Source organism: Actinoplanes siamensis (assembly GCF_016862395.1).
GTDB classification, from domain to species: Bacteria; Actinomycetota; Actinomycetes; order Mycobacteriales; family Micromonosporaceae; genus Actinoplanes; species Actinoplanes siamensis.
In genome coordinates this window covers 84,872-106,679 of sequence record NZ_BOMW01000046.1, presented here as the reverse complement: position 1 = coordinate 106,679, position 21,808 = coordinate 84,872, and the positions used below count along the sequence as shown (strand labels likewise).

Sequence of the window (21,808 nt, the reverse complement as noted above, 5' to 3'; positions counted from 1 at the left end):
CCCGGCGGTACGGCTCCCGGCCCGTACCGCCGCATCATCGGCGCGGGACCAGCGGAACCCGGCCTCTTCCCCCTTGTCGGACGCCTCACCGTCGCGGGAACGCGGCGCCGGGTGGCGCACGCGGCCGCGACGCCGATAAGCTTCCGGGCATGAACACGCGCTCGAACATGTGGTGGCCCGCCTGACGGCGGCCACACATCGCGCGTAACCACTCCGCGGCCGCCTCGTCGAGGCGGCCGATTCGTTCCGGCCGGACCCGGCGGGCGGTCGCCCGGCCCGGAACGAGGAAACCGTGCCTGACAAGAACACCGCACCGTTCGCTCTGCTGCACCGCGACGGCGCCGATCACGTCGAGGTGCTCGACGGTGAGGTGATCACCGTCGAGAGACTCACCGACATCCCGCTGGAGCCCGGCCGGCCGGTGCTGGCCGTCGTGCCGTACCGGCAGATCGCGGAACGCGGCTTCGACTGCGTGGACGACGGAGCACCGCTGGAATGCCTGGTGATCTCGGACCGGCGGACCCTGCCGCTGAGCGACTTCCCCGCCGGTGAGCTGCGCGTCTCCGGCGGGCGGTTCGACCTGAGCGACGAGGAGTACGGCGCCGTCGTCGAGGACGTGCTGCGCGACGAGATCGGACACGGCGAGGGCGCCAACTTCGTCATCCACCGGGTGTTCGAGGCCTCCGTGGACGGGGACCCGGTGGCCGCCGCGCGGGCCGCGTTCGGCCGGCTGCTGGCCCAGGAACAGGGGACGTACTGGACGTTCCTGGTGCACACCGGCACCCGGACGCTGGTCGGCGCCACACCGGAGCGGCACGTCAGCGTCAACGACGGCATCGTGATGATGAACCCGATCAGCGGGACGTTCCGGCACGGATCCGGTGAGCTGCTCGACTTCCTCCGGGACCCGAAGGAGGTCGAGGAGCTGTACATGGTCCTCGACGAGGAACTGAAGATGATGGCCACCGTCGCGGAGCATGGCGGGCAGGTGGCCGGGCCGTACCTGAAGCAGATGGCGCACCTGACGCACACCGAGTACCTGCTCGCCGGGCGCGGCACGCTGGACGTGCGGGAGGTGCTGCGGGAGACGATGTTCGCGCCCACCGTGACCGGCAGCCCGATCGAGAACGCGTGCCGGGTGATCGCACGGCACGAGCGGCGCGGGCGGGGCTACTACGCGGGCGTGCTGGCACTGATGTCGGCCGGTCCGGACGGCTCGCAGACGCTGGACGCGCCGATTCTGATCAGGACCGCGGAGATCACGCCGCAGGGCACGCTGCGGGTCCCGGTGGGTGCGACGCTGGTCCGGCACTCGACGGCGGCGGGCGAGGTGGCGGAGACCCACACCAAGGCCGCCGGCGTCCTGGCCGCCTTGGGTGCCGCGACCATTGCGGTACGTACGGAGCCGGCGCCCCCGGCCGGTCCGGAGGAGTTGCGGGTGCTCGCCGCGCGCAACGTCGACCTCGCGCGGTTCTGGCTGGACTCGCGGGAGCCGGGCGCGCTGGCGGTGCCGGCCCTCGCCGGGCGCAGCGCGGTGATCGTGGACGGGGAGGACACGTTCACGGCGATGCTGGCGCACCAGCTGAAGGCGCTCGGACTCGCCGTCTCCGTCGTGCCGTGGTCGGCGCCGGTGCCCGAAACTGATCTGCTCGTGGTGGGGCCTGGGCCCGGGGATCCGTCGGACGCCGGCTCGCCGAAGATGACAGCCATGCGGGAACTCGTGGCGGCACGGCTCGCGGCCGGACGCCCGCTGTTCACGGTCTGCCTGGGGCAGCAGATCCTGGCCCTGCGCCTCGGGTTGTCGCTGTTGCGGCGGGACGCTCCGTATCAGGGGCTGGCCCGGGAGGTCGATCTGTTCGGGACGGTCCGGCGGGTCGGATTCTACTCCAGCTTCGCGGCGGTCTCCGAGATCTCCTCGATCGACTCCGGGTACGGCCGGGTGGAGATCGCCCGGGATCCGGTGGACGGGGCGGTGCACGCGTTGCGGGGGGCGTCGTTCGCCGGGGTGCAGTTCCATCCCGAGTCGGTGCTCAGCCGGGACGGCATCGATGTCCTTCGGGAACTTCTGCCGCCGTTGTTCGCCGATGTGGTTAGTCCGCTCGCGAACGGGTAGCGATTAGTGTCGTCGGTGGTCCAAGGGGATCGAGAGCCTCACCTTGGACCACCGACCCCTGTCTGCCCGCGGCGTGCCGCCGCCTTCGCGCACCGCCCTTCACCCGTCGCGCCGTGCCGTCCACGCGCGGCCCTCCCTGTCGCGCTGTCGCCGTCGTGTGCCGCCTTCCCCGTCGCGCCGTGCCGTCCTGCGCGGCCTTCGTCCGTCGCGCTGATGCCGGTCCGCATTGCCCTCGCCCGTCGTGTGCTGCTGTCGGTCCGCATTGCCCTGGCTCGTCGTGTGCTGCTGTCGGTCCGCATTGCCTGGCTCGTCGTGTGCTGCGGTCGGTCCGCATTGCCCTGGCTCGTCGTGTGCTGCTGTCGCCCCTCGCCGGGCGCTGCCTGCTGGTGGTCGCCGCGAGCCCTCGCCGGGTTGTCCACAGGGGCTGGAAACCGCAGGTCAGAGCGGGAACCATGGACGCATGACCGGCATCGACCCGCGCAGCGCCCACCTCCTCGACGCGATCCTGACCCGCCAGGCCGGCGTGATCACCTGGCACCAGGCCCGGCGGGTCCTCAGCGACAAGGCGGTCCGCCATCGCGTGCGGACCGGCCGGTGGAGACGGATGCACCGCGGGGTCTATCTGACGCGCCACGGCAGCGTCACCGACCGGCAGTTCCTCTGGATCGCCAGCCTGGCCGCGGGCAACGGCCGGCCGGCGCTGCTGGCCGGGGTCACCGCGCTGCGCTCGCTGGGCCTGAGCCGGGCCGGTCCGGGCTTCCCGGTCCACGTGCTGGTGCCCACCAGCCGCCCCGACCGCGACCCGCCGCTCGGCGTGCTGGTGCACCGCACCCGCCGGCTGAGCAGCACCGATGTCTGCCCGACAGTCGCTCCACCGTGCACCACGGCGGCCCGCGCCCTGGTCGACGCCGTGGAGTGGGCGCCGGACGATGCGGCCGCGACGATCGTGCTGGCCGAGGTCCGCCGGCAGCGCCTGGTGAGTTCGGCGCAGGTGCGGCCGGTGCTGGCCCGTCTCCCCCGCCTGTCCCGGCGCCAGTTGCTGACCGGCACGGTGCTCGCTCCGGGCTGGGATCCGCCCAGCGCGTCGGCGGCGCCGCGAAAAGCCGCGTGACGGGCGCGGGCCGCAACGCCGGCCGCTCGACCGGCACGAGCCACGACCCCCGCGTGACGGGCGCGGGCCGCAACCGCCGGCCGCTCGACCGGCACGGGCCACGACCCCCGCTCGAGCGGCGCGAGCCGCAACCACAGAGCGCCGGGGCATGGGCGCTCATAGGATCGGGGAATGGAGGCGATCTACTACTTCGATCCGGCATGCCCGTTCACCTGGAGCACCTCGCGGTGGCTGATCTCGGTCGCCGCGGAGCGCGGGGTGGAGTTGCGCTGGCGGGCGTTCAGCCTGTCGATCCTGAACGGGGGCAACGTCCCGGAGCAGTACCGGCCGATGATGGCCGCGTCGAGCCGGGCGCTGCGGCTGGTCGAGGCGCTGCGTGCGGACGGGCGGGACGAGCAGGTGGGGAAGTTCTACACGGAGCTGGGGAAACGGACGCACGAGGCGGGCACTCCGATCACCGACGCCATCGTGGCCGAGGCGGCGGAGGCGGCCGGGGTGGAGAAGGCCGCCGGGATCCTCGACGACCCGGCCTGGGACGAGGCCGTCCGCGAGTCGCACGAGACCGCGCTGGCCCTGGCCGGTCCGGGCATCGGCTCCCCGGTCCTGCACCTGGCCGGCGCGAAACGCGGCCTGCACGGCCCGATCATCGGCGAAGTGCCGCCCCACGACGAGGCCCTGGCCATCTGGGACGCCACCGCGGCGCTCATGAGGATCGACACCTTCTTCGAGGTCAAGCGCGGCCGCGGCTGACCTGCCCCGCTGGCGCCCGCGCCGTGCTCCCGGGGCTGTCCGGACGCAGGGTGCCCCGGCGGCCGGACGGCGCTTGGCGCGGCGCGGCGAAGCTGGCACGGTACGTGTTGTTGCTGGTGAGGGGTGTTGAGGTGGCGGTGACGAAGAAGATTCCATCGTGGAGGTGAAAGCTGGGCGCTGGCACGTGCCGGCGGGTTTACCGGGAGTTGGTCGACGGGTATCCGCACGGCGTCGTTGACCTTCGGAGGACACCTTGGCCGAACCGCACGTCACTCTCGATCCGCAGTCGCTCAACCCGGTGGAGGAGAAGCTCCGCGGTCCGCTGGAGGATCAGCTCAGCTCGGCTCTCCAGGCCGCGACGGGCAAGATCCGCCAACGGTATGCCGGGGAGAGCGTCGACCAGGTCACCGTGATGCTCCTGGACCAGGCGAGGGCCGGGCTGCACCCGGACATCGCCGCCGGGTTCGACCCCGACCCCGCGCAACTGCGCCACGTCGCCGAGGCGATCGTGACCGAGCCGCACTGAGAGGCCGCGTCCGCCGAGGCCTTTGTAAGCGCCGAGAAGAGGCGTCGCCGAGGCGGACGCGGGGAAGCCGCGTCGCCGAGGCGGACGCGGATGCCGGAGAGCCGCGCGTCGAGGGGACGCGAGCGCTGAGGGGAACGCAACGGGCGGCCCGGTCGGGCCGCCCCTCACCGTGGGTGCTTGTCGTGCAGGGTCAGGATCAGGTCGACGACCAGGGCGCTCCAGCCGGTCTGGTGCCAGGCGCCCAACCCGGCCCCGTTGTCCCCGTGAAAATACTCAGGGAAGACGACGAGGTCCTTCCAGTCCGGGTGGACCTGGAACAGCTCCGTCGCGCCGTAGATCGGGCGACGGCCGGAGCCGTCCGGGACGAACAGGGCGATCAGCCGCCGCGCCAGGTCGTCGGCCACCTCGGTCAGGGAGACCTTCGTCTGCGAGCCCGTCGGGTACTCCACCCGCAGATCCTCGCCGTAGAACTGGGCGAACTCGCGCAGAGCCTCCACCAGCAGATAGTTCACCGGCATCCAGACCGGGCCGCGCCAGTTCGAGTTTCCGCCGAACAGGCCGCTGGTGCTCTCCGCCGGCTCGTAACCGACAGTGAAGTCGGATCCGCCCAGCGACACCGTGAAGGGTTTCTCCAGGTGCGCCCGCGACAGCGTGCGCAGGCCGTACGGCGAAAGGAACTCCTCGGGGTCCAGCAGCCGCGCCAGAATCCGCAGCAGCTGGTCCTGGCCCACCATGCTGAGCAGGCGCTGGCGGCGCCGGTCGGCGCCGCCGAGACGCCGGGCGCTGATCACGTCACCGTAGTCGGTCTGGTTGTGCAGCATCCACCGGACGCGCGCGTTCACCTCGGGCAACCGGTTCAGTGTGTCCGAGGTGAGCCGGGTGGTCGCGGCGAGCGGCAGCAGGCCGACGATGGAGCGCGCCTTGAGGGGCACCTTGTGGCCGTCGGGCAGGCGCAGCACGTCGTAGAAGAAGCTGTCCTCCTCGTCCCAGAGCCCCTGCCGGTACGCCGCCTCCGCGATGTACGTGAAGTGCTCGAAGAACTTGGTCGCCATGTCCTCGTACGCCCGGTCGTGCAGCGCCAGGTTGATCGCCATGTCCAGCAGGTTGAGGGCGTACATCGCCATCCACCCGGTGCCGTCGGACTGCTCCAGCACGCCGGCGACCGGCAGCGCGGCGGACCTGTCGAACGGGCCGACGTTGTCCAGGCCGAGGAAACCACCCTCGAAGACGTTGTTGCCGCCGACGTCCTTGCGGTTCACCCACCAGGTGAAGTTGAGCAGCAGCTTGTGCATCACCCGGGAGAGGAAGTCGTAGTCACGGCCGCCGTCGATCTCGAAGACCCGCAGCGCCGCCCACGCGTGCACGGGCGGGTTCACGTCGCCGAACGACCACTCGTACGCCGGGATCTGGCCGTTGGGGTGCATGTACCACTCGCGGAGCAGCAGGAGCAGCTGGGACTTGGCGAAGCCCGGATCGACGCGGCTGATGCTCACGCAGTGGAAGGCCAGGTCCCACGCCGCGTACCAGGGGTATTCCCACGGGTCCGGCATGCTGATCACGTCGAAGCTGTTCATGTGCCACCAGCCGTTGTTGCGCCCGTAGCGCCGGCCCGGTGGCGGCGGCGAGTTGGCCGGGTCGCCGTGCAGCCACTGCTTGACGTCGAAGTGGTAGAACTGCTTGCCCCACATCAGCCCGGCGATGCCCTGCCGGGCCACCGCGGCCTCCTCCGGCGACGCGGCCGCCGGGATGATGCCGGCGAAGAACTCGTCCGCCTCGGCGAGCCGGTCCCGCATCACCGCGGTCCACTCGGCGCCGAGGTCGAGCGGCGGGGCCGGCGTGTCGGTCTGGGCCAGGCGCAGCCGGATCGTGCGGGTCTCCCCCGGTTTCAGGGTGAGCTCGTAGTGCAGCGCCCCCTTCGTACCCACCCCGTTCGGGTTCACCGTCGGCAGGTCGGAGATCAGGAAGTCGTTGATCCCGTCCTTCGGGTACGGGCTGCGGCCCGGCAGCCCCCACAGGCGCTGCGCGTTCGTCTCGTTGTCGCAGACCAGCGCCGGCGGCGCGCCCTCGGCGTCGAGGGTGATGTGGCCAAGCGACCGGTGCCGGCCGGCGATCCGGCCCGGCGTGCCGGTGAGCGAGGGCACCGGCCGGTTCGGCAGGCCCCACGACCAGGTGTTGCGGAACCAGAGCGTGGGCAGCACGTGCAGGGTGGCCTGGTCCGGGCCGCGGTTGGCGACGGTGATCGCGATGCACATGTCGCGCGGGCCGGCCTTGGCGTAGTCGACGGTGACGGCCCAGAACCGGTCGTGGTCGAAGATGCCGGTGTCGACGAGCTCGTACTCGCTCTCCGTCCGGGACCGCTGGCCGTTGACCCGCACCAGCTGGTCGTACGGGAACTCGGCTTGCGGGTAGTGATAGCGCCACCGCATCCACGAGTGCGTCGGCGTGGAGTCCTGGTACCACCAGTAGTCCTTGGCGTCCTCGCCGTGGTTGCCGCCGTCACCGCCGAGACCGAACATCCGCTCCTTGAGGATCGGGTCCTTGCCGTTCCAGAGCGCGAGCGCGAAGCAGAACGTCTGCCGGTCGTCGCAGACCCCGGCCATGCCGTCCTCGTTCCAGCGGTACGCCCGGGAGCGCGCGTGGTCGTGCGGAAAGTAATCCCACGCCGTACCGTGCTCGCTGTAGTCCTCCCGTACCGTGCCCCATGCCCGTTCGGAGAGGTAGGGACCCCAGGCGCGCCACGGCTGCTCGCCGGAGTCGGCCTGTTCCAGCCGATCCCGCTCCGACACGTCCGTTCTCACCATCCCCACGCTGTTACGACCAGGAGTCGATCACACTGAGACTGTCACGGTCTGGTGTCAAGTGTGTCGGCCTCGTCGATTCTTCCCCATGGCCGGAGGTTCCCTTCGATGTCCACCGTGCGACCGATCGCGTTCGGACCGTCGGTATGTACTGATCCGGCCGGCGGATCGACCCGGGAATGGGTCCTACCCGACGGTGTCGGCGGCTATGCCATGGGCACCGTCACAGGATTGCGTACCCGCAGGTATCACGGCCTGCTGGTGGTCTCCGGGGCGACGCCGGCGGCGCGGATGCTGGGCCTCGCGTCGCTGGACGCGGTGGTGACGCTGCCGTCCGGTGCGCGGGTGCGGCTGGCCTGCCACGAATGGGCCGGCGGCGCGATCGAGCCGCGCGGGCACGAACTGCTGACCTCGTTCGAGCTGATCGACGGGGTGCCGCGGTGGCGGTGGCGGATCGGCGACGTGGTGATCGAGCGGGAGATCGCGACGACGCACGGCCGGCCGGCGGTCACTGTCGTCCACCGGCTGATCGCCGGGGGACCGGTCCGGATCGCCCTGGAGGCGCTCTGCGCCTGGCGGGACGCGCACGGCGAGCAGGGCCCGTCGCTGGATGTGGCGCCGGTCGCGGACGGTTGCGTGGTGGCGAACGCCTATCGGATCGCCGGGCCGGGCTTCGCCTCGGCCGGCGAGTGGTTCCACGGGGTCCGTTACCGTGAGGAAGCGGCGCGCGGGCTCCGGGATCAAGAGAATTTGTGGTACGCGGGCAGCTTCCACGGTTCTCTGCGTGCCCCGGGGCAGACCGCCGAGGTCACCGCCTGGGCCGGTGCCCTCGACGACCCGCCACCGCCCGGCACCGTCGAGTCCGCCCGGGCACGCAACCGCGCGGTGGTCGCCGCCGCCGCGCCGGCCGACCCGGTCCAGGCCGCCCTCGTCCTCGCCGCGGACGCGTTCGTCGTCGGGGGACCCGACGTGGTCGCCGGCTACCCCTGGTTCGGCGCGTGGTCCCGGGACACGATGATCAGCTACGAGGGTCTGTTCCTCTCCACCCGGCGCTTCGACGAGGGCCGGGATCTGCTGCTCTCCTACGCCGCCACGCTCTCCGAGGGGATGCTGGCGAACACCGCTGACACCGGCGCCGTCGAGTACAACACCGCCGACGGCACGCTCTGGTTCCTGCACGCCGTCGACAGGCACGTGACAGTCACCGGCGACACCGATCTGGCCGCCTCGCTGCGCCCCGCCCTGTCCGGGGTGATCGAGCACCACCTGGCCGGCACCCGCTACGGCATCAAGGCCGACGCGGCCGACGGGCTGCTCTCCCAAGGCGCCCCCGGCGAGGCGCTGACCTGGATGGACGCCCGGGTGCACGGGGTTCCGGTGACCCCGCGGGCGGGCAAGGCGGTAGACGTCAACGCCCTGTGGATCAACGGGCTGGCCACGCTCGGCGACTTGTACGCCCCGGTGCTGGCCAAGGCCCGGGCCGGCTTCGCCCGCACCTTCCCCACCCTGTCCGGCCTGCTCCAGGACGTGGCCGGCGACCACACCCTGCGGCCCAACCAGCTGCTCGCCTGGTCGCTCCCGCACGCCCCGCTGCGCCCGGACCCGGCCGTGCTCACCCGGATCGGGGCGGCCCTGCTCACCCCGCTCGGGTTGCGCAGCCAGGCGCCGGGCACGCCGGGCTATCACGGGCGGCACCGCGGCGGGCCGGCGGACCGGGACACGGCCTACCACACCGGCACGGTCTGGCCCTGGCTCACCGGCCCGTACGCGGAAGCCTGGCACCGGCTCGGCGCCGGAGTGCCGGACGTGCTCGCCGACGCCGAACAGCACCTGAGCGAGTACGGGCTGGGCTCGATCTCGGAGACCGCCGACGGCGACCCGCCGCACGCCGCCACCGGATGCCCGTTCCAGGCCTGGTCGGTCGCCGAGCACCTGCGGGTGCGCAGGCTCCCGGCGCCCGGAGCTCCGCCCGGTCGTTGACGCGCGATGCGCCCTCCCGGAGCCGTCCGGCAGCCCGGCATCCCCGCGCGCGGAAGCCCTCCAGCCGCCGGCAGGCGCGCACGGAAACTCCCGGTCCCCAGCAGGCGCGCGACCGGCCGCCACGCAGGCGCGCGAAACGTCCACGCCGCCACCGGAGGAGCTGCTGAAGGCCGCCGACGAGGTGCTGGACGCCGCCAAGTTCGCCGGCCGCAACCGAGCGATGATCACCCGGCCGTCCACGCCGGCGGCCGACGCCGGGACGTTCACGGTGAGGCAACCGCTCACCGGTAGGGTCCGGTCATGCCTGCCTCCGAATACGTCCAGAAGCTGCGGGCCCGGGTCGGGCACGATCTGCTGATGTTTCCCACGGTGTCCGCGATCGTGCTGAACGACCGCGGGGAGCTGCTGCTGCACCAGCGCAGCGACACGGCCCGGTGGGCGCTGATCGCCGGCCTGATGGACCCGGGCGAGCAGCCGGCCGACGCGGTGGTCCGCGAGGTCGAGGAGGAGACGGCGGTCCAGATCAAGATCGATCGCCTGGCCGGGGTGGTCGCCCACAACGTGACCTATCAGAACGGCGACCGCTGCCAGATGGTCAACACCTTCTTCCGCTGCCGGGCGGTCGGCGGCGACGCCCGCGTCAACGACAGCGAGTCCCTGCGGGTCGGTTGGTTCGCTCTGGACGCCCTCCCCGCTCTCGACCCGTTCAACCTGCGCATCCTGTCGATCGCCCTCGACGACGACGCCCCGCCCTACTTCGCCGCCCCGGGCGAGGGCGTTTTCTGAACCACCCCGAGCCCACCGCCGAGCCACCAGTGACACGCCCGCAGGTCGGAGCGGGCCGGCCAAGACGACGAGAGTGCAAGCCGGACCGGCCGGATCGAACCGGCGAACCCGAGCGGGCAGACCAGACGGGCGACCTCGAACGGGCAGGCACGGCCGAGCAACCCGAACGGGCAGGCTCGGCCAAGCAACCCGAACGGGCAGGCTCGGCCAAGCAACCCGAACGGGCAGGCACGGGTCAGGCGACCCCGAACGGGCAGATCGAGCGAATCCTCACCGGCCCGTCGGCCCTCATGGCTGGCCGAGCCAGCCGGGCCGGATGAGGCCGGCCTCATAGGCGTAGACGACGAGCTGGGCACGATCCCGCGCACCCAGCTTGATCATCGTGCGGCTGACGTGGGTCTTGGCCGTGGCGGGGCTGATCACCAGGCGAGCGGCGATCTCGTCGTTGGAGAGGCCTTCCGCGACCAGGGCCATCACCTCCCGTTCGCGATCGGTGAGCTGGCCGAGCTCCCGGGGCGGCTCCGGACGTCGCCCCGCGGCCGCCCCGGCGAACTCGCCGATCACCCGGCGGGTGACGCTCGGCGACAGCAGCGCGTCGCCGTTGGCCACCGCGCGCACCCCGCGCAGCAACTCGACCGGCTCGGTGTCCTTGACGAGGAAGCCCGAGGCCCCGGTACGCAGCGCCTCGAACACGTATTCGTCGAGCTCGAACGTCGTCAGGATGACCACCCTGGTGTCGGCGCAGGCCGGGTCGGCGGCGATGCGCCTGGTCGCCTCGAGCCCGTCGACGCCGGGCATGCGGATGTCCATCAGCACCACGTCGGGCCGGGTGGCGCGGACCAGCGTCACCGCCTGCACCCCGTCCGCCGCCTCACCGACCACCCGGATGTCCGGCTCCGCGTCGAGCAACGCCCGGAACCCGGCCCGCACCAGGGCCTGATCGTCCGCCAGCACCACCGAGATCATCGTTCCCCCTCAGAAGTCACCTGATCGCCGTCGCCGGGCACCGCCCGCCCGCGCTCCCCCGGGTCGACGGCACCGCCGGCCCGAGCACGACCCGGCGGACCGGGATCGGCCACGACGCCGGCAGCGGACCCGGCGGCAGTCCGCCCGGCGGCGGGGCCGGCGGGCACGGATCCGGTCGGCAGGATGACGGTGACCAGAAAACCACCCGCCGGCGGACGTCCCGCCTCCAGGCGCCCGCCGAGACTTTCCGCGCGGGCGCGCATCCCGGCGATCCCGCTGCCCTCCTCACCGTCCGAGGACGAAGGCGCCGGCTCGGCCTCCGCCAGGCCCGCGTCGTCGGCCCCCGCCGGGCCGCCGTTGTCGGCTCTCGCCGGGCCCGCGTCGTCGGCCCCCGCCGGGCCGCCGTTGCGGATCGAGAGATACAGCGCGGCGGGCAGGTAGCCCACCGCGACGTCCGCCTCGGGCTGGGGGCCGGCGGCGTGGCGGCGGACGTTGGTGAGGGCCTCCTGGACGATCCGATACGCCGCGCGGTCGACCTCCGCCGGCAGCTCGCGCGGCTCGCCGGTGACCGTGGTGCGGACCGGGATGCCGGCCGAGGCGGTGAGCTCGCCCAGCCGGTTGAGCCCGAGGGCGGGCTGGCGCGGGGCGGCCTCCCCCTCGGTGCGCAGCACCCCGAGGACGGCCCGCACCTCGCGCAGCGCCTCCGCGCTCGCGCTCCTGATCGCGGTCAGCGCCTCGCGCGCCTGCTCCGGGCGCTGGTCCATCAGGTGCAGGCCGACGCCGGCCTGCACGTTGATCAGCGACAGGTGGTGGCCGAGCACGTCGTGCAACTCCCGGGCGATCCGCAGGCGCTCCTCGGAGGCCTGCCGGCGCCGCTGCTCCTCCCGCGCGCGGGCCTGCTCGGCACGCGTCCGGGCCTGCTCGGCGTCGTTCTGCGCGCGGATCCGGGCCGCGCCGCCCAGCAGGATCATCAGGCCCAGCCCGGCGGCGGCCAGGCACGCCTGCCCCACCGACGGGCGCACCCCGGGGTCGAGGGCGAGCGGCCCGGCCAGGCCCGCCACCACGCCCAGCCAGACCGCCCAGGCCGTCGAGGCGCAGATCAGCGCGGCCTGGCGGCGCCCCTGCCGGGCCACCGAGTAGAGCGCGATGGCCGGGGCCACCCCGTACCGCGCGTCGGGCGCGGCGGTGGTGGCGAACAGGACCGACGCGGCGGAGGCGATCACGAAGACCGGGATCGGGGCGCGGCGCCGCCAGAACAGCGCGACCGGCCCGATCAGCAGGAGCACGGTGGTGAGCGGGTCCCAGGGCCGGAACAGCCCGCCGCCCTCGGCCAGATGGTTGGCGCCGACCAGGTGCGCGACCGTGGCGATCACCGCGGACCCGGGCGGCCAGCCGGTGTGCGCGCCCCGCGCCCGGCGCCGCGAGGGCTGCTCCCCGGGGACCTTGGACGGGGGTGCGGGGGCGTCGGAGCACCAGGCGTTCCGGCGACCCTCCGGCCACCGCCGCCCGTCCCGGCCACGCTCCCTCATGCCGCTGAAACTACGTCACCGGAGCGCCCCCGGCATCGGCCCGAGGGCTGGCTCCCGGCGTACGCCCACGGGCGTACCTGCGCGCCACTGATGGGCCCACGGTCGTACCAAATCGGGGTCGGAAACCCCGGGCGAATGCTTCGCCGGGCCGACGCGCGGAGGTCTCCCCGAGCGGACCCTGGAGTCCGGACATCACCGAGGAGGAGAACCGTGCATCCCGAACAAGCGACCGGCCCCGCCCGCCTGCGCACCTCCGACACCGAGCGCGAGGAGACCGCCGAGATCCTGCGCGCCGCCATGACCGAGGGCCGGCTCGGCCTGGACGAGGGCGAGGAGCGGATGGCCGGCGCGTACGCCGCGAAGTACCGCGACGAGCTGGACGTGCTCACCCGGGACCTGCCGTCCGGCGGCCGGCAGACGCTGGCCCGCCTGCCGCACCGCCGCGCCGCGACACGCCGGTCCCTGCGCCGGCACGCCGGGTTCATCATGATCGTCGCCGGGGTGCTGACCGCCCTCTGGCTGCTCTCCGGAGCCCGGTTCTTCTGGCCGGTCTTCCCGTTGTCCTTCCTGGTGATGGGCTTGATCCGGCACGCCCGGCGGGGCCGTTACGAGTTCCGCCACAGCATCGGGACGTACGCCCGGCCCTGACCCCGATCTGTCGGGTGGCCGACTCCACTCCGGTGTGGACCCGGCGGTCGTTGATCTTCCCCGTTCGCTCTGCGAGAGTGCAGCAGTTTGTTCGGGGAGGGACGACGCACATGATGGGTCCGTCGCACGCGCTGTCGGGGGCGGCCGCCTGGCTGGCCGGCAGCTGGGCGCTCGACCAGTTCGCTGGTTACCACCAGACGCCGCTGATGATCGGCGTGGGCACCGCGATGGCCGCCGGCGGCGCGCTGCTGCCCGACTTCGACCTGTCCGGCAAGGTGACCACCAACCAGGGCGGCGCCACGGTCGCCCGCACGTTCGGCGTGCTCTCGCTGTTCGTGGCCGAGGTGATCGAGAAGATCTCGCTGGGGATCTACACGGCCACCCGGCAGAGCCGGGACCCCAGGCGGGACCACGGTCACCGGACGTTCACGCACACGCTGCCGTTCGCCGCGCTGGTCGGCTGGGGCACCACCGCGCTGGCCGCGCGCTACGGCAAGTGGGCGGTGGTCGGCATCATCTTCTTCATGGCCGGCCTGGCGCTGCGCGGCCTGTTCGAGAAGTGGGCGGAGAAGGCCGGCTGGGTGATCGTCACGCTGGCCTCGGCCGCGATCGCCTGGTTCACCGCGGCCAACCTGCCGGGGGACCGCGGTTATCCGCTGCTCGGTTTCGCGGTCGGCGCGGGATGCGTGGTGCACCTGCTCGGCGACATGATCACCAAGAACGGCGTGCCGATCTTCTGGCCGGTCCCGACCGGCCGCGGCCGGATGTGGCGGATGGTCGGCATCCCGAACCGGTTCGCGGTGAAGGTCGGCGGCAAGACCGAGACGGTCGTCCTGACCACCGCCTTCACCGTGATCTCGATCGTCTCGCTGCTCGGCCTGTTCGCCCCGGTCCTGCTGGAGCGCCTCAACCTCGATGTGTGGGCATCCTCGAAATAACCTTGGCGACGATCTCGTCGACACCGAGGGTGGCGTCGATCCCGACGCCGTTCTCCTCCGGTCGCAGCGGCTCCAGGATCGCGAACTGCGAGGCCACCAGCGTGCTCGGCATGAAGTGACCGGCCCGCCCGCTCACGCGGGCGGTCGCGGTCTCCGGGCTCAGCACCAGATGGACGAAGAACGCCTGCGGGTTCCCGCCGCGGAGCACGTCCCGGTACGCCCGTTTGAGCGCCGAGCAGGACACCACCAGCCCACCGTCCGTCATGGACGCCGCGATCGCCGCCAGCCACGGCGCCCGGTCCTCGTCGGTGAGCGGCACGCCGCTGTGCATCTTGGCCACATTGGCCGGCGGGTGGAAGTCGTCCGCCTCGGCGTAGGGCACGCCGAGGCGGTCCGCGAGCGCCCTGCCGACCGTGCTCTTGCCGCAGCCCGCGACACCCATCACCACGATCGGCACCATCCGCGCTCCCCCGTCAGTCGATCGAGTAGGCCAGGTTCGGCCGCAGCCAGCGTTCCACCTCGGCGACCGGGACGCCACGCCGGGCAGCGTAGTCCTCGATCTGATCCTTACCCAGCCGGCCGACGGTGAAGTACTTCGCCTCCGGGTGGGCGAAGATCAGTCCGCTGACCGCGGCGGCCGGCGTCATCGCGAACGACTCGGTCAGGCTGACCCCGATCCGGCCGGTGTCGAGAAGCTGGAACAGGTCCTTCTTCTCGCTGTGGTCGGGGCAGGCCGGGTAACCCAGGGCCGGGCGGATGCCGCGGTACCGCTCCGCGTGCAGATCCGAAAGCTCGGGTTGCGCGTCCGGCTCGAACCACTCGCGGCGGGCCTTGAGGTGCAGATATTCCGCGAAGGCCTCGGCCAGCCGGTCGGCCAGGGCCTTCACCATGATCGCCCGGTAGTCGTCGTGCTCGGCCTCGTACTTCTTGGCCAGCTTCTCCGCGCCGTGGATGGCCACCGCGAAGCCGCCGAGATGGTCGCCTGCGGGGGCGATGTAGTCGGCGAGGCAGCGGTTGGCGCGGCCGGCCGGCTTCTCGGTCTGCTGGCGCAGCATCGGGAAGCCGTGCCCGTCCGCCAGCCGGATGTCGTCGCCGTCGGCGTGCGCCGGCCAGAAGCCGTAGAGGCCGCGGGCCTGGAACGAGCCGTCCGCGATGATCTGGTCGAGCATCGCGTTGGCGTCGTCGAACAGCTCCCGGGCGACCGGCTGGTCGAGGATCGCCGGGAACTTGCCCTTGAGCTCCCAGGCCAGGAACAGGAACTGCCAGTCGATCATCTCGCGCAGCTCGGCGATGGTCGGCTGCACCTCACGGACGCCGGTGAAGGCCGGAGTGGGCAGATCGGCGAAGTCCACCAGCTCTCGGTTGGCGCGGGCCCGGGCGAGCGTGAGCAGCGGCTGGGCGTGCCGCTTCTCGTGCTGCTCGCGCAGGCGCTCCTGCTCGGCCCGGTTGGCCTCGTCGAGCTTCGCCGAGCGGTCGGTGTCGAGCAGGTGGGAGACCACGCCGACGACCCGGGACGCGTCCAGGACGTGCACGGTGGAGCCTTCGTACACCGGGGCGATGCGCACCGCGGTGTGTTGCTTGGACGTGGTCGCGCCGCCGATCAGCAGCGGCAGCCTCATCCCGCGGCGCTGCATCTCCGCGCCGACCGCGACCATCTCGTCCAGCGACGGGGTGATCAGGCCGGACAGTCCGATCACGTCGGCGCCCTCGGCGATCGCGGTGTCCAGGATCTTCGCGGTGGGAACCATCACGCCGAGGTCGATCACCTCGTAGTTGTTGCAGCCGAGCACCACGCCGACGATGTTCTTGCCGATGTCGTGGACGTCGCCCTTGACCGTGGCCAGCACCACCTTGCCCTGGCCGCGGGAACCCTTGGCCTTCTCCTTCTCCATGTACGGCAGGAGGTAGGCCACCGAGCGCTTCATCACCCGGGCGCTCTTGACCACCTGGGGCAGGAACATCTTGCCGGAGCCGAACAGGTCGCCGACGATGCCCATGCCGTCCATCAGCGGGCCCTCGATGACGTCGAGCGGCCGGGGCAGCTTGACCCGGGCCTCCTCGGTGTCCGCCTCGATGAAGTCGACGATGCCGTGCACCAGCGCGTGGCTGAGCCGCTCCTCGACGCTCGCCTCGCGCCAGGACAGGTCGACCTCGCGCCTGGCGGCGCTGCCGGTGACCGTGGAGGCGAACGTGACGAGCCGGTCGGTGGCGTCCGGCCGGCGGTCGAAGATCACGTCCTCGACCAGCTCCAGCAGGTCGGCCGGGATGTCCTGGTAGACGGCGAGCTGGCCGGCGTTGACGATGCCCATGTCCAGGCCGGCCTTGACCGCGTGGAACAGGAACGCCGAGTGCATCGCCTCGCGGACCACGTCGTTGCCGCGGAACGCGAACGACAGGTTGGAGATGCCGCCGCTGGTGCGGGCGCCCGGGCAGCGCTGCTTGATCAGCGGGAGGGCGTCGATGAAGTTCTTCGCGTACCCGTTGTGCTCGGCGATGCCGGTGGCCACGGCCAGCACGTTCGGGTCGAAGATGATGTCGGTCGGGTCGAAGCCGTCCCCGACCAGCAGGTCGTAGGCGCGGGCGCAGATCTCCACCTTGCGCTCCACCGTGTCGGCCTGGCCCTGCTCGTCGAAGGCCATCACGACGACGCCGGCGCCGAACTCCCGGATCCGGCGGGCGTGCTCCAGGAACGGCTCGGGGCCCTCCTTCAGGCTGATCGAGTTGACCACGCCCTTGCCCTGCACGCACTTGAGGCCGGCCTCCAGCACGTTCCACTTGGAACTGTCGATCATGATCGGGATCCGGGCCACCTCCGGCTCGGTCGCGATCAGGTTCAGGAAGGTGACCATCGCCTGCTCGCTGTCCAGCAGGTCGGCGTCCATGTTCACGTCGAGCAGGTTGGCGCCGCCGCGGACCTGGTCCAGGGCGACGTCGACGGCGGCCTGGTGGTCGTCGGCCTCGATCAGGCGGCGGAACCTGGCCGAGCCGGTCACGTTGGTGCGCTCGCCGATCATCACGAACCCGGTGTCCGGGCCGATCTCGAACGGCTCCAGGCCGCTGAACCGGGTGGTCGGCGCGGGCGGGTCGATCACCCGGGGCGCGGCGTCCCGGACGGCCCGGGCGACCGCCTCGATGTGCGGCGGCGTGGTGCCGCAGCAGCCGCCGACGATGTTGACCAGGCCGGAGTCGGCGAACTCGCGGATCAGCTCGGCGGTCTGATCGGGCGTCTGGTCATAGCCGCCGAACGCGTTGGGCAGGCCGGCGTTCGGATGTGAGGCGACGAAGGTCTGGGAGAGGCGGGCGAGCTCCGCCACGTGCGGGCGCATCTCGGCCGCGCCGAGCGAGCAGTTCACGCCGACCACCAGCGGCTCGGCGCGCTCGATGGAGCGCCAGAACGCCTCCACGGTCTGGCCGGAGAGGGTACGCCCGGAGAGGTCGACGATGGTGACCGAGATCCAGAGCGGGAGCTGCGGGGCGACCTCCTTGGCCGCCGCGATCGCCGCCTTGGCGTTCAGGGTGTCGAAGATCGTCTCGACCAGCAGCAGGTCGACGCCACCCTCCGCGAGCGCGCTGATCTGCTCCGCGTACGCCGCCTTCACCTGGTCGAAGGTGACCGCGCGGTACGCCGGGTCGTCGACCTTCGGCGAGAGCGAGAGCGTCACGTTCAACGGGCCGATCGAGCCGGCCACGAAGCGGGGCCGGCCGTCCCGGGCCTGCGCCTCGTCGGCGGCCTGCCGGGCCAGGCGGGCGCCCCGCACGTTCATCTCCCGGACCAGGTGCTCCAGACCGTAGTCGGCCTGGGCGATGCTGGTCGCGGTGAACGTGTTGGTGGTGGTGATGTCGGCGCCGGCCGCCAGGTACTGCCGGTGGACGTCGAGGATGACGTCCGGCCGGGTCAGGATCAGCAGGTCCGGGTCACCGGTGACGTCCTGCGGGTGGCCGGCCGGGATCAGGTCGGCACGGTAGTCGGCCGGCGTCAGTTTCGCGCCCTGCAGCATGGTGCCCCAGGCGCCGTCGAGGACCAGGATCCGCTCGGCGAGCAACTGGCGCAGGGTGGTGACGGACTGAGTCACGGGAAACACCTCCGAGAGAGTCGGAGGCGCCCTTGCTCGGGTGGGTCACCGGTCGAGCGTGACGGGTGATCCCGCTGCAGCGCCTCTCGGCCGGACCCATAACGATACCCACTTCTTCACTTCGCGTCGGCGTAGGAACCAACCACTGAGACATCCAGGGGGAACCGCACCTCGGTGTCGCCGAACAGCATCCGGCCGGCCCGCGCCGCGCACTCCCGGACCGTCGCGGCGACCTGTTCGGCCTGCTCGGCGGGACAGTGTACGACCACCTCGTCGTGCACGAACAGGACCAGCTCGGCCCGCGTGCCGGCCAGCGCGGTCCGCAGCGTGGCGAGCAGGATCAGCGCCCACTCGGCGGCCGTGGCCTGGATCACGAAGTTCCGGGTGAACCGGCCCCTCGCCCGTCCGGGTGGCGGGGCCACCTCGTCGGGCGGGTCGAGGCCGGCGTCGCGCGGCGCGGAGGCCGGCGGGCAGGTACGCCCCAGCCAAGACCGGACCAGGCCACCGTTCTCGCCGATCCGGGCCGCCTGCTCGACGTAGTCGAAGGCGGTCGGGTAGTCGCGCCGGAGCACGGCCAGGGCCGGCAGCGCGTCGCCGCCGGTCTGCCCGTACATGGCGCCGATCAGGGCGAGCTTCGCCTTGGCCCGGTCGCCGCCGAACGAGTTCGCGGCGAGCGCGGCGTAGAGGTCGCCCGCGGCGGCGGCGCGGGCCAGCCGCTGGTCGCCGGAGACCGCGGCGAGCACCCGGGGTTCCAGCTGGCCGGCGTCGGCCACCACGAACCGCCAGCCCGGGTCGGCGATCACCGCGCGGCGGACCACCTTGGGAACCTGCAGGGCGCCACCACCCCGGGCGCCCCAGCGGCCGGAGACGACGCCGCCGGGCACGTACTCCGGGTGGAAGCGGCCGTCGCGTACCCAGGAGTCCAGCCAGGCCCAGCCGTTCGCGGTCCAGATCCGGTAGAGCTCCTTGAACTCCAGCAGCGGGGCGACCGCCGGGTGGTCGACCCGGCGCAGCACCCAGCGGCGGGTGTTCGGGATCTGGATGCCGGCCCGGGCGAACGCGCGGAGCACCTCGGCGGGCAGATCCGGGTGCAGGCCGTGGGTGCCGAACGCCTCGTTGATCCGGGCGGTGAGCTCGGCGAGGCGGCGCGGCGGGCCCATCGGCTGGGGCGGTCCGAGCAGCTCGCGCAGCAGCTCGTCGTGCACGTCGGCGCGCCAGGGCAGGCCGGTGTGGCCCATCTCGGCCGCCACCAGCGCGCCGGCCGACTCGGCGGCGACCAGCATCCGGAACCGGCCGGGGTGCTCGGTGGCGGCGAGGCGGCGCTGCTGGTCCGCGTACACCTCGATCAGGTCCTCGAGCGCGACCGGCAGCGGCGCGGAAGCCTCGAAGAGCGCGCCCTGGCTGAAGCCGGGCGGCTCGGCCTCCGGCCGGGCCCGGTCCGGCGGGACCGGCAGCCCGCGCAGCCGCGCGGTGGCCGCGGCGAGCCCCCGTGGCTCACCCCAGCGACCGGCGTGCCCCAGCAGCAGCGCCTCGGTCAGTTCCAGGTCGTGGCAGCGGGCCACCCGGACCCCGGCGCGCAGCAGCACCGGGTAGATGCCGGCGGTGGCCGGCCACACCCAGCGCGGCTGCTCGGCGGCCTCGCGCACGGCGATCGCCGCCGGCAGGTCGGGCGCCTGGTGAGGCGCTCCGGCCGGCCGCCCGTCGGCATGCAGATCCTGGAGCCGACCGTCAGGGAGAACCGCTACCAGCACATGGTCATTTCTACTTGACGGCGCCAGCGGTGAGGCCGGCCTGGATCTGCCGCTGGAAGATCGCGTAGACGACGATCATCGGGATGATCGAGAGGGTCAGCGCCGCGAACAGCGTGGACCACTCGGCGTGGTAGCCGGCCTGGACGCTGATGTTCGCGATGCCCTGGGTGAGCACCCAGTTCGTGTCCGAGCCGGAGCCCTGCATGATCACCACGGGGAGCAGGTACTGGTTCCACTGGCCGACGATGTTGAAGATGGTGATGCTGATCAGGCCGGACTTCGCCATCGGCATCATGATCTGGAAGAACCGCCGCAGGTGGCCGGCGCCGTCCACGAGCGCCGCCTCGTCGATCTCGTGCGGCAGCGTGCGGAAGAAGGCGGTCAGGAAGAACACCGTGAACGACAGGGAGTACGCGATGTACACCAGGATCAGGCCGGTGAACGTGTTCAGCAGGCCCAGGCTCTTGACGATGCCGAAGATCGGGGCGAGCGCCATGAACGTGGGGAACGCCAGTCCGGAGACGAACAGGTAGTAGATCGCCCGGTTGCCCGGGAAGCGGTAGCGGGCCAGCACGTACGCGGCCATCGAGCCGAGCAGCATGGTGCCGGCGGTGCTGATCGCGACCACGATGATGCTGTTGACGAAGTACTGCCCGATGTGCGCCTCGGACCAGGCGTCGGTGTACGTCTTGAGCGAGAAGTGCTCGGGCAGCGAGAACGGCTTGCCCAGGAAGATCTCGGTGTTGCTCTTGAACGAGGCGAGCAGCACCCAGATCAGCGGGCCGGCGGTGACCAGCGCCCAGAGGAAGAGGGCGAGGTGCGCGACCCCGTTGAGCGGGTTGACCCGGCCTTTCCCGGCTTCGGCGGGGGCGGGCCGGGCGGCGACCGCGGGCGGCGTGGTAACCAGGTTCGTCATCGATGTCTCCGCGGATCAGGCGACGGCGTCGCGCCGGGTGACCCGCAGGGTCAGGGCGGCGAACGTCAGGGTCAGGAAGAACAGCACCACGCCGATCGCGGAGGCGTAACCGGCCTGCGAGTTCTGGAAGGCGTTCAGGTAGATCTGGTAGCTCAGCACCTGAGTCGCGTTGTTCGGCCCGCCCTTGTTCACCGACATGATGTTGACCAGGGCGAACAGGTCGAACGCGGCGATGCCCAGGTAGACCCAGGCGACCTGCAGGGTGTCCCAGAGCAGCGGCAGCGTGATCCGGAAGAACAGCGTCACCTTGGTGGCCCCGTCCAGGGCCGCCGCCTCGTAGATCTCCTGCCCGATCGAGCCCATGCCGGCCGAGAAGAGCACCACGTAGAAGCCGATCTGCTGCCAGATCAGCACGACCGCGATGCAGAGCAGCGCCCAGCGCTCGTCGGCCAGGAACAGCCAGGGCGACCAGGAATCCGGGAACAGTCCGTTGAGCATGCCGCTGCGGTCCGGGCCGAACACCCGGCCGAAGATCACCGCGACGATGGCCAGGGCCAGCAGTTGCGGGAAGAAGAAGATGATCCGGTAGGCCTTGGACCCCCGGACACCCTGGGTCGTGCCGCCCCGGCTCTTGCCGCCGACGTTCAGCAGGAACGCGAAGAACAGGGCGATCGCGATGGTCACGATCGGCATCGCGATCAGGATGTAGAGGTTGTGCCGCAGGGCGATCCAGAAGACCGGATCCTCCATGAGCTTCACGAAATTGTCGAAGCCGACGTAGTGGAACCCGCCGAAGCCCGACCAGTCCGTGAAGGACAGCTGGAACATCTGTAGATAGGCGCCGACCACGAAGACCAGGTAGAGCGCCAGCGGCACGACAAGGAAACCGATGATGAAGGGGTACTTGCCGTGCCGCATGACAC

General features: G+C 71.9%; 16 protein-coding genes. 8 read left to right on the top strand and 8 right to left on the bottom strand.

The window, feature by feature from the left end:
- The first annotated feature begins 292 nt into the window (after positions 1 to 292).
- The 4 genes from Asi03nite_RS24100 to Asi03nite_RS24085 all read left to right on the top strand — a co-directional run bounded on the left by Asi03nite_RS24100 (position 293) and on the right by Asi03nite_RS24085 (position 4,500).
- The gene (locus Asi03nite_RS24100) at positions 293 to 2,113 is read left to right on the top strand and encodes an anthranilate synthase family protein (protein WP_203682715.1); all 1,821 of its coding nucleotides are present in this window, start codon (positions 293 to 295) and stop codon (positions 2,111 to 2,113) included.
- Positions 2,114 to 2,573: 460 nt separating this feature from the next.
- Entirely contained in the window at positions 2,574 to 3,224 is a 651-nt protein-coding gene (locus tag Asi03nite_RS24095; protein WP_203682714.1) for a type IV toxin-antitoxin system AbiEi family antitoxin domain-containing protein, read from the top strand.
- A gap of 171 nt (positions 3,225 to 3,395) precedes the next feature.
- Positions 3,396 to 3,974, top strand: a complete 579-nt coding sequence (locus tag Asi03nite_RS24090; protein ID WP_203682713.1) for a DsbA family protein — start codon at positions 3,396 to 3,398, stop codon at positions 3,972 to 3,974.
- 253 nt (positions 3,975 to 4,227) lie between these two features.
- A complete protein-coding gene (locus tag Asi03nite_RS24085) occupies positions 4,228 to 4,500 on the top strand; it encodes a hypothetical protein (RefSeq protein WP_203682712.1) in 273 nt (90 codons plus the stop codon).
- 164 nt (positions 4,501 to 4,664) lie between these two features.
- Here Asi03nite_RS24085 and Asi03nite_RS24080 read toward each other — a convergent pair whose 3' ends face one another.
- Positions 4,665 to 7,301, bottom strand: coding sequence for an MGH1-like glycoside hydrolase domain-containing protein (locus Asi03nite_RS24080; protein WP_203682711.1), 2,637 nt, complete (start codon positions 7,299 to 7,301; stop codon positions 4,665 to 4,667).
- A 105-nt stretch (positions 7,302 to 7,406) separates the two neighbouring features.
- Here Asi03nite_RS24080 and Asi03nite_RS24075 point away from each other — a divergent pair, with 105 nt between their 5' ends.
- Both Asi03nite_RS24075 and Asi03nite_RS24070 read left to right on the top strand, forming a co-directional pair.
- On the top strand, positions 7,407 to 9,278 hold the full coding sequence (locus Asi03nite_RS24075) for an amylo-alpha-1,6-glucosidase (protein WP_373872155.1): 1,872 nt from the start codon (positions 7,407 to 7,409) through the stop codon (positions 9,276 to 9,278).
- Between the two features lie 300 nt (positions 9,279 to 9,578).
- Positions 9,579 to 10,064: an NUDIX hydrolase gene (locus Asi03nite_RS24070; protein ID WP_203682710.1), complete on the top strand. Its 486-nt coding sequence runs from the start codon at positions 9,579 to 9,581 to the stop codon at positions 10,062 to 10,064.
- A 288-nt stretch (positions 10,065 to 10,352) separates the two neighbouring features.
- Here the strand turns inward: Asi03nite_RS24070 and Asi03nite_RS24065 are convergent, their stop codons facing one another.
- Positions 10,353 to 11,030: a response regulator gene (locus Asi03nite_RS24065; RefSeq protein WP_203682709.1), complete on the bottom strand. Its 678-nt coding sequence runs from the start codon at positions 11,028 to 11,030 to the stop codon at positions 10,353 to 10,355.
- Positions 11,027 to 12,559, bottom strand: coding sequence for a sensor histidine kinase (locus Asi03nite_RS24060; protein ID WP_203682708.1), 1,533 nt, complete (start codon positions 12,557 to 12,559; stop codon positions 11,027 to 11,029). The genes Asi03nite_RS24065 and Asi03nite_RS24060 overlap by 4 nt, the downstream gene beginning before the upstream one ends.
- 210 nt (positions 12,560 to 12,769) lie before the next feature.
- On the opposite strand from Asi03nite_RS24060, the gene Asi03nite_RS24055 reads away from it, so the two are divergent.
- Positions 12,770 to 13,207, top strand: a complete 438-nt coding sequence (locus tag Asi03nite_RS24055) for a DUF1707 SHOCT-like domain-containing protein (RefSeq protein WP_239102880.1) — start codon at positions 12,770 to 12,772, stop codon at positions 13,205 to 13,207.
- Positions 13,208 to 13,317: 110 nt separating this feature from the next.
- A complete protein-coding gene (locus tag Asi03nite_RS24050) occupies positions 13,318 to 14,145 on the top strand; it encodes a metal-dependent hydrolase (protein WP_203682706.1) in 828 nt (275 codons plus the stop codon).
- Here the strand turns inward: Asi03nite_RS24050 and Asi03nite_RS24045 are convergent.
- The 5 genes from Asi03nite_RS24045 to Asi03nite_RS24025 all read right to left on the bottom strand — a co-directional run bounded on the left by Asi03nite_RS24045 (position 14,114) and on the right by Asi03nite_RS24025 (position 21,803).
- Entirely contained in the window at positions 14,114 to 14,605 is a 492-nt protein-coding gene (locus tag Asi03nite_RS24045; protein WP_203682705.1) for a gluconokinase, read from the bottom strand. The two genes, Asi03nite_RS24050 and Asi03nite_RS24045, sit on opposite strands and share 32 nt — an antisense overlap.
- Positions 14,606 to 14,618: 13 nt before the next feature.
- Positions 14,619 to 18,218 carry a methionine synthase gene (gene metH / locus Asi03nite_RS24040; RefSeq protein ID WP_203682704.1) on the bottom strand — a complete coding sequence of 1,200 codons (3,600 nt, stop codon included), beginning with the start codon at positions 18,216 to 18,218 and terminating at the stop codon, positions 14,619 to 14,621.
- A gap of 116 nt (positions 18,219 to 18,334) precedes the next feature.
- Positions 18,335 to 19,969 carry a bifunctional 3'-5' exonuclease/DNA polymerase gene (locus tag Asi03nite_RS24035; protein ID WP_203682703.1) on the bottom strand — a complete coding sequence of 545 codons (1,635 nt, stop codon included), beginning with the start codon at positions 19,967 to 19,969 and terminating at the stop codon, positions 18,335 to 18,337.
- 10 nt (positions 19,970 to 19,979) lie between these two features.
- Positions 19,980 to 20,885: a carbohydrate ABC transporter permease gene (locus tag Asi03nite_RS24030; protein ID WP_203682702.1), complete on the bottom strand. Its 906-nt coding sequence runs from the start codon at positions 20,883 to 20,885 to the stop codon at positions 19,980 to 19,982.
- A 15-nt stretch (positions 20,886 to 20,900) separates the two neighbouring features.
- Positions 20,901 to 21,803 carry a carbohydrate ABC transporter permease gene (locus tag Asi03nite_RS24025; protein ID WP_203682701.1) on the bottom strand — a complete coding sequence of 301 codons (903 nt, stop codon included), beginning with the start codon at positions 21,801 to 21,803 and terminating at the stop codon, positions 20,901 to 20,903.
- Positions 21,804 to 21,808 lie beyond the last annotated feature (5 nt).

What these genes read in the sequence shown, in the direction of transcription:
- Asi03nite_RS24030 (WP_203682702.1), bottom strand. Translation starts at nt 20,885, where the DNA reads ATGACGAACCTGGTTACCACGCCGCCCGCGGTCGCCGCCCGGCCCGCC.
- Asi03nite_RS24025 (WP_203682701.1), bottom strand. Translation starts at nt 21,803, where the DNA reads ATGCGGCACGGCAAGTACCCCTTCATCATCGGTTTCCTTGTCGTGCCG.
- Asi03nite_RS24065 (WP_203682709.1), bottom strand. Translation starts at nt 11,030, where the DNA reads ATGATCTCGGTGGTGCTGGCGGACGATCAGGCCCTGGTGCGGGCCGGG.
- Asi03nite_RS24050 (WP_203682706.1), top strand. Translation starts at nt 13,318, where the DNA reads ATGATGGGTCCGTCGCACGCGCTGTCGGGGGCGGCCGCCTGGCTGGCC.
- Asi03nite_RS24080 (WP_203682711.1), bottom strand. Translation starts at nt 7,301, where the DNA reads ATGGTGAGAACGGACGTGTCGGAGCGGGATCGGCTGGAACAGGCCGAC.
- Asi03nite_RS24070 (WP_203682710.1), top strand. Translation starts at nt 9,579, where the DNA reads ATGCCTGCCTCCGAATACGTCCAGAAGCTGCGGGCCCGGGTCGGGCAC.
- Asi03nite_RS24045 (WP_203682705.1), bottom strand. Translation starts at nt 14,605, where the DNA reads ATGGTGCCGATCGTGGTGATGGGTGTCGCGGGCTGCGGCAAGAGCACG.
- Asi03nite_RS24075 (WP_373872155.1), top strand. Translation starts at nt 7,407, where the DNA reads ATGTCCACCGTGCGACCGATCGCGTTCGGACCGTCGGTATGTACTGAT.
- Asi03nite_RS24060 (WP_203682708.1), bottom strand. Translation starts at nt 12,559, where the DNA reads ATGAGGGAGCGTGGCCGGGACGGGCGGCGGTGGCCGGAGGGTCGCCGG.
- Asi03nite_RS24095 (WP_203682714.1), top strand. Translation starts at nt 2,574, where the DNA reads ATGACCGGCATCGACCCGCGCAGCGCCCACCTCCTCGACGCGATCCTG.
- Asi03nite_RS24090 (WP_203682713.1), top strand. Translation starts at nt 3,396, where the DNA reads ATGGAGGCGATCTACTACTTCGATCCGGCATGCCCGTTCACCTGGAGC.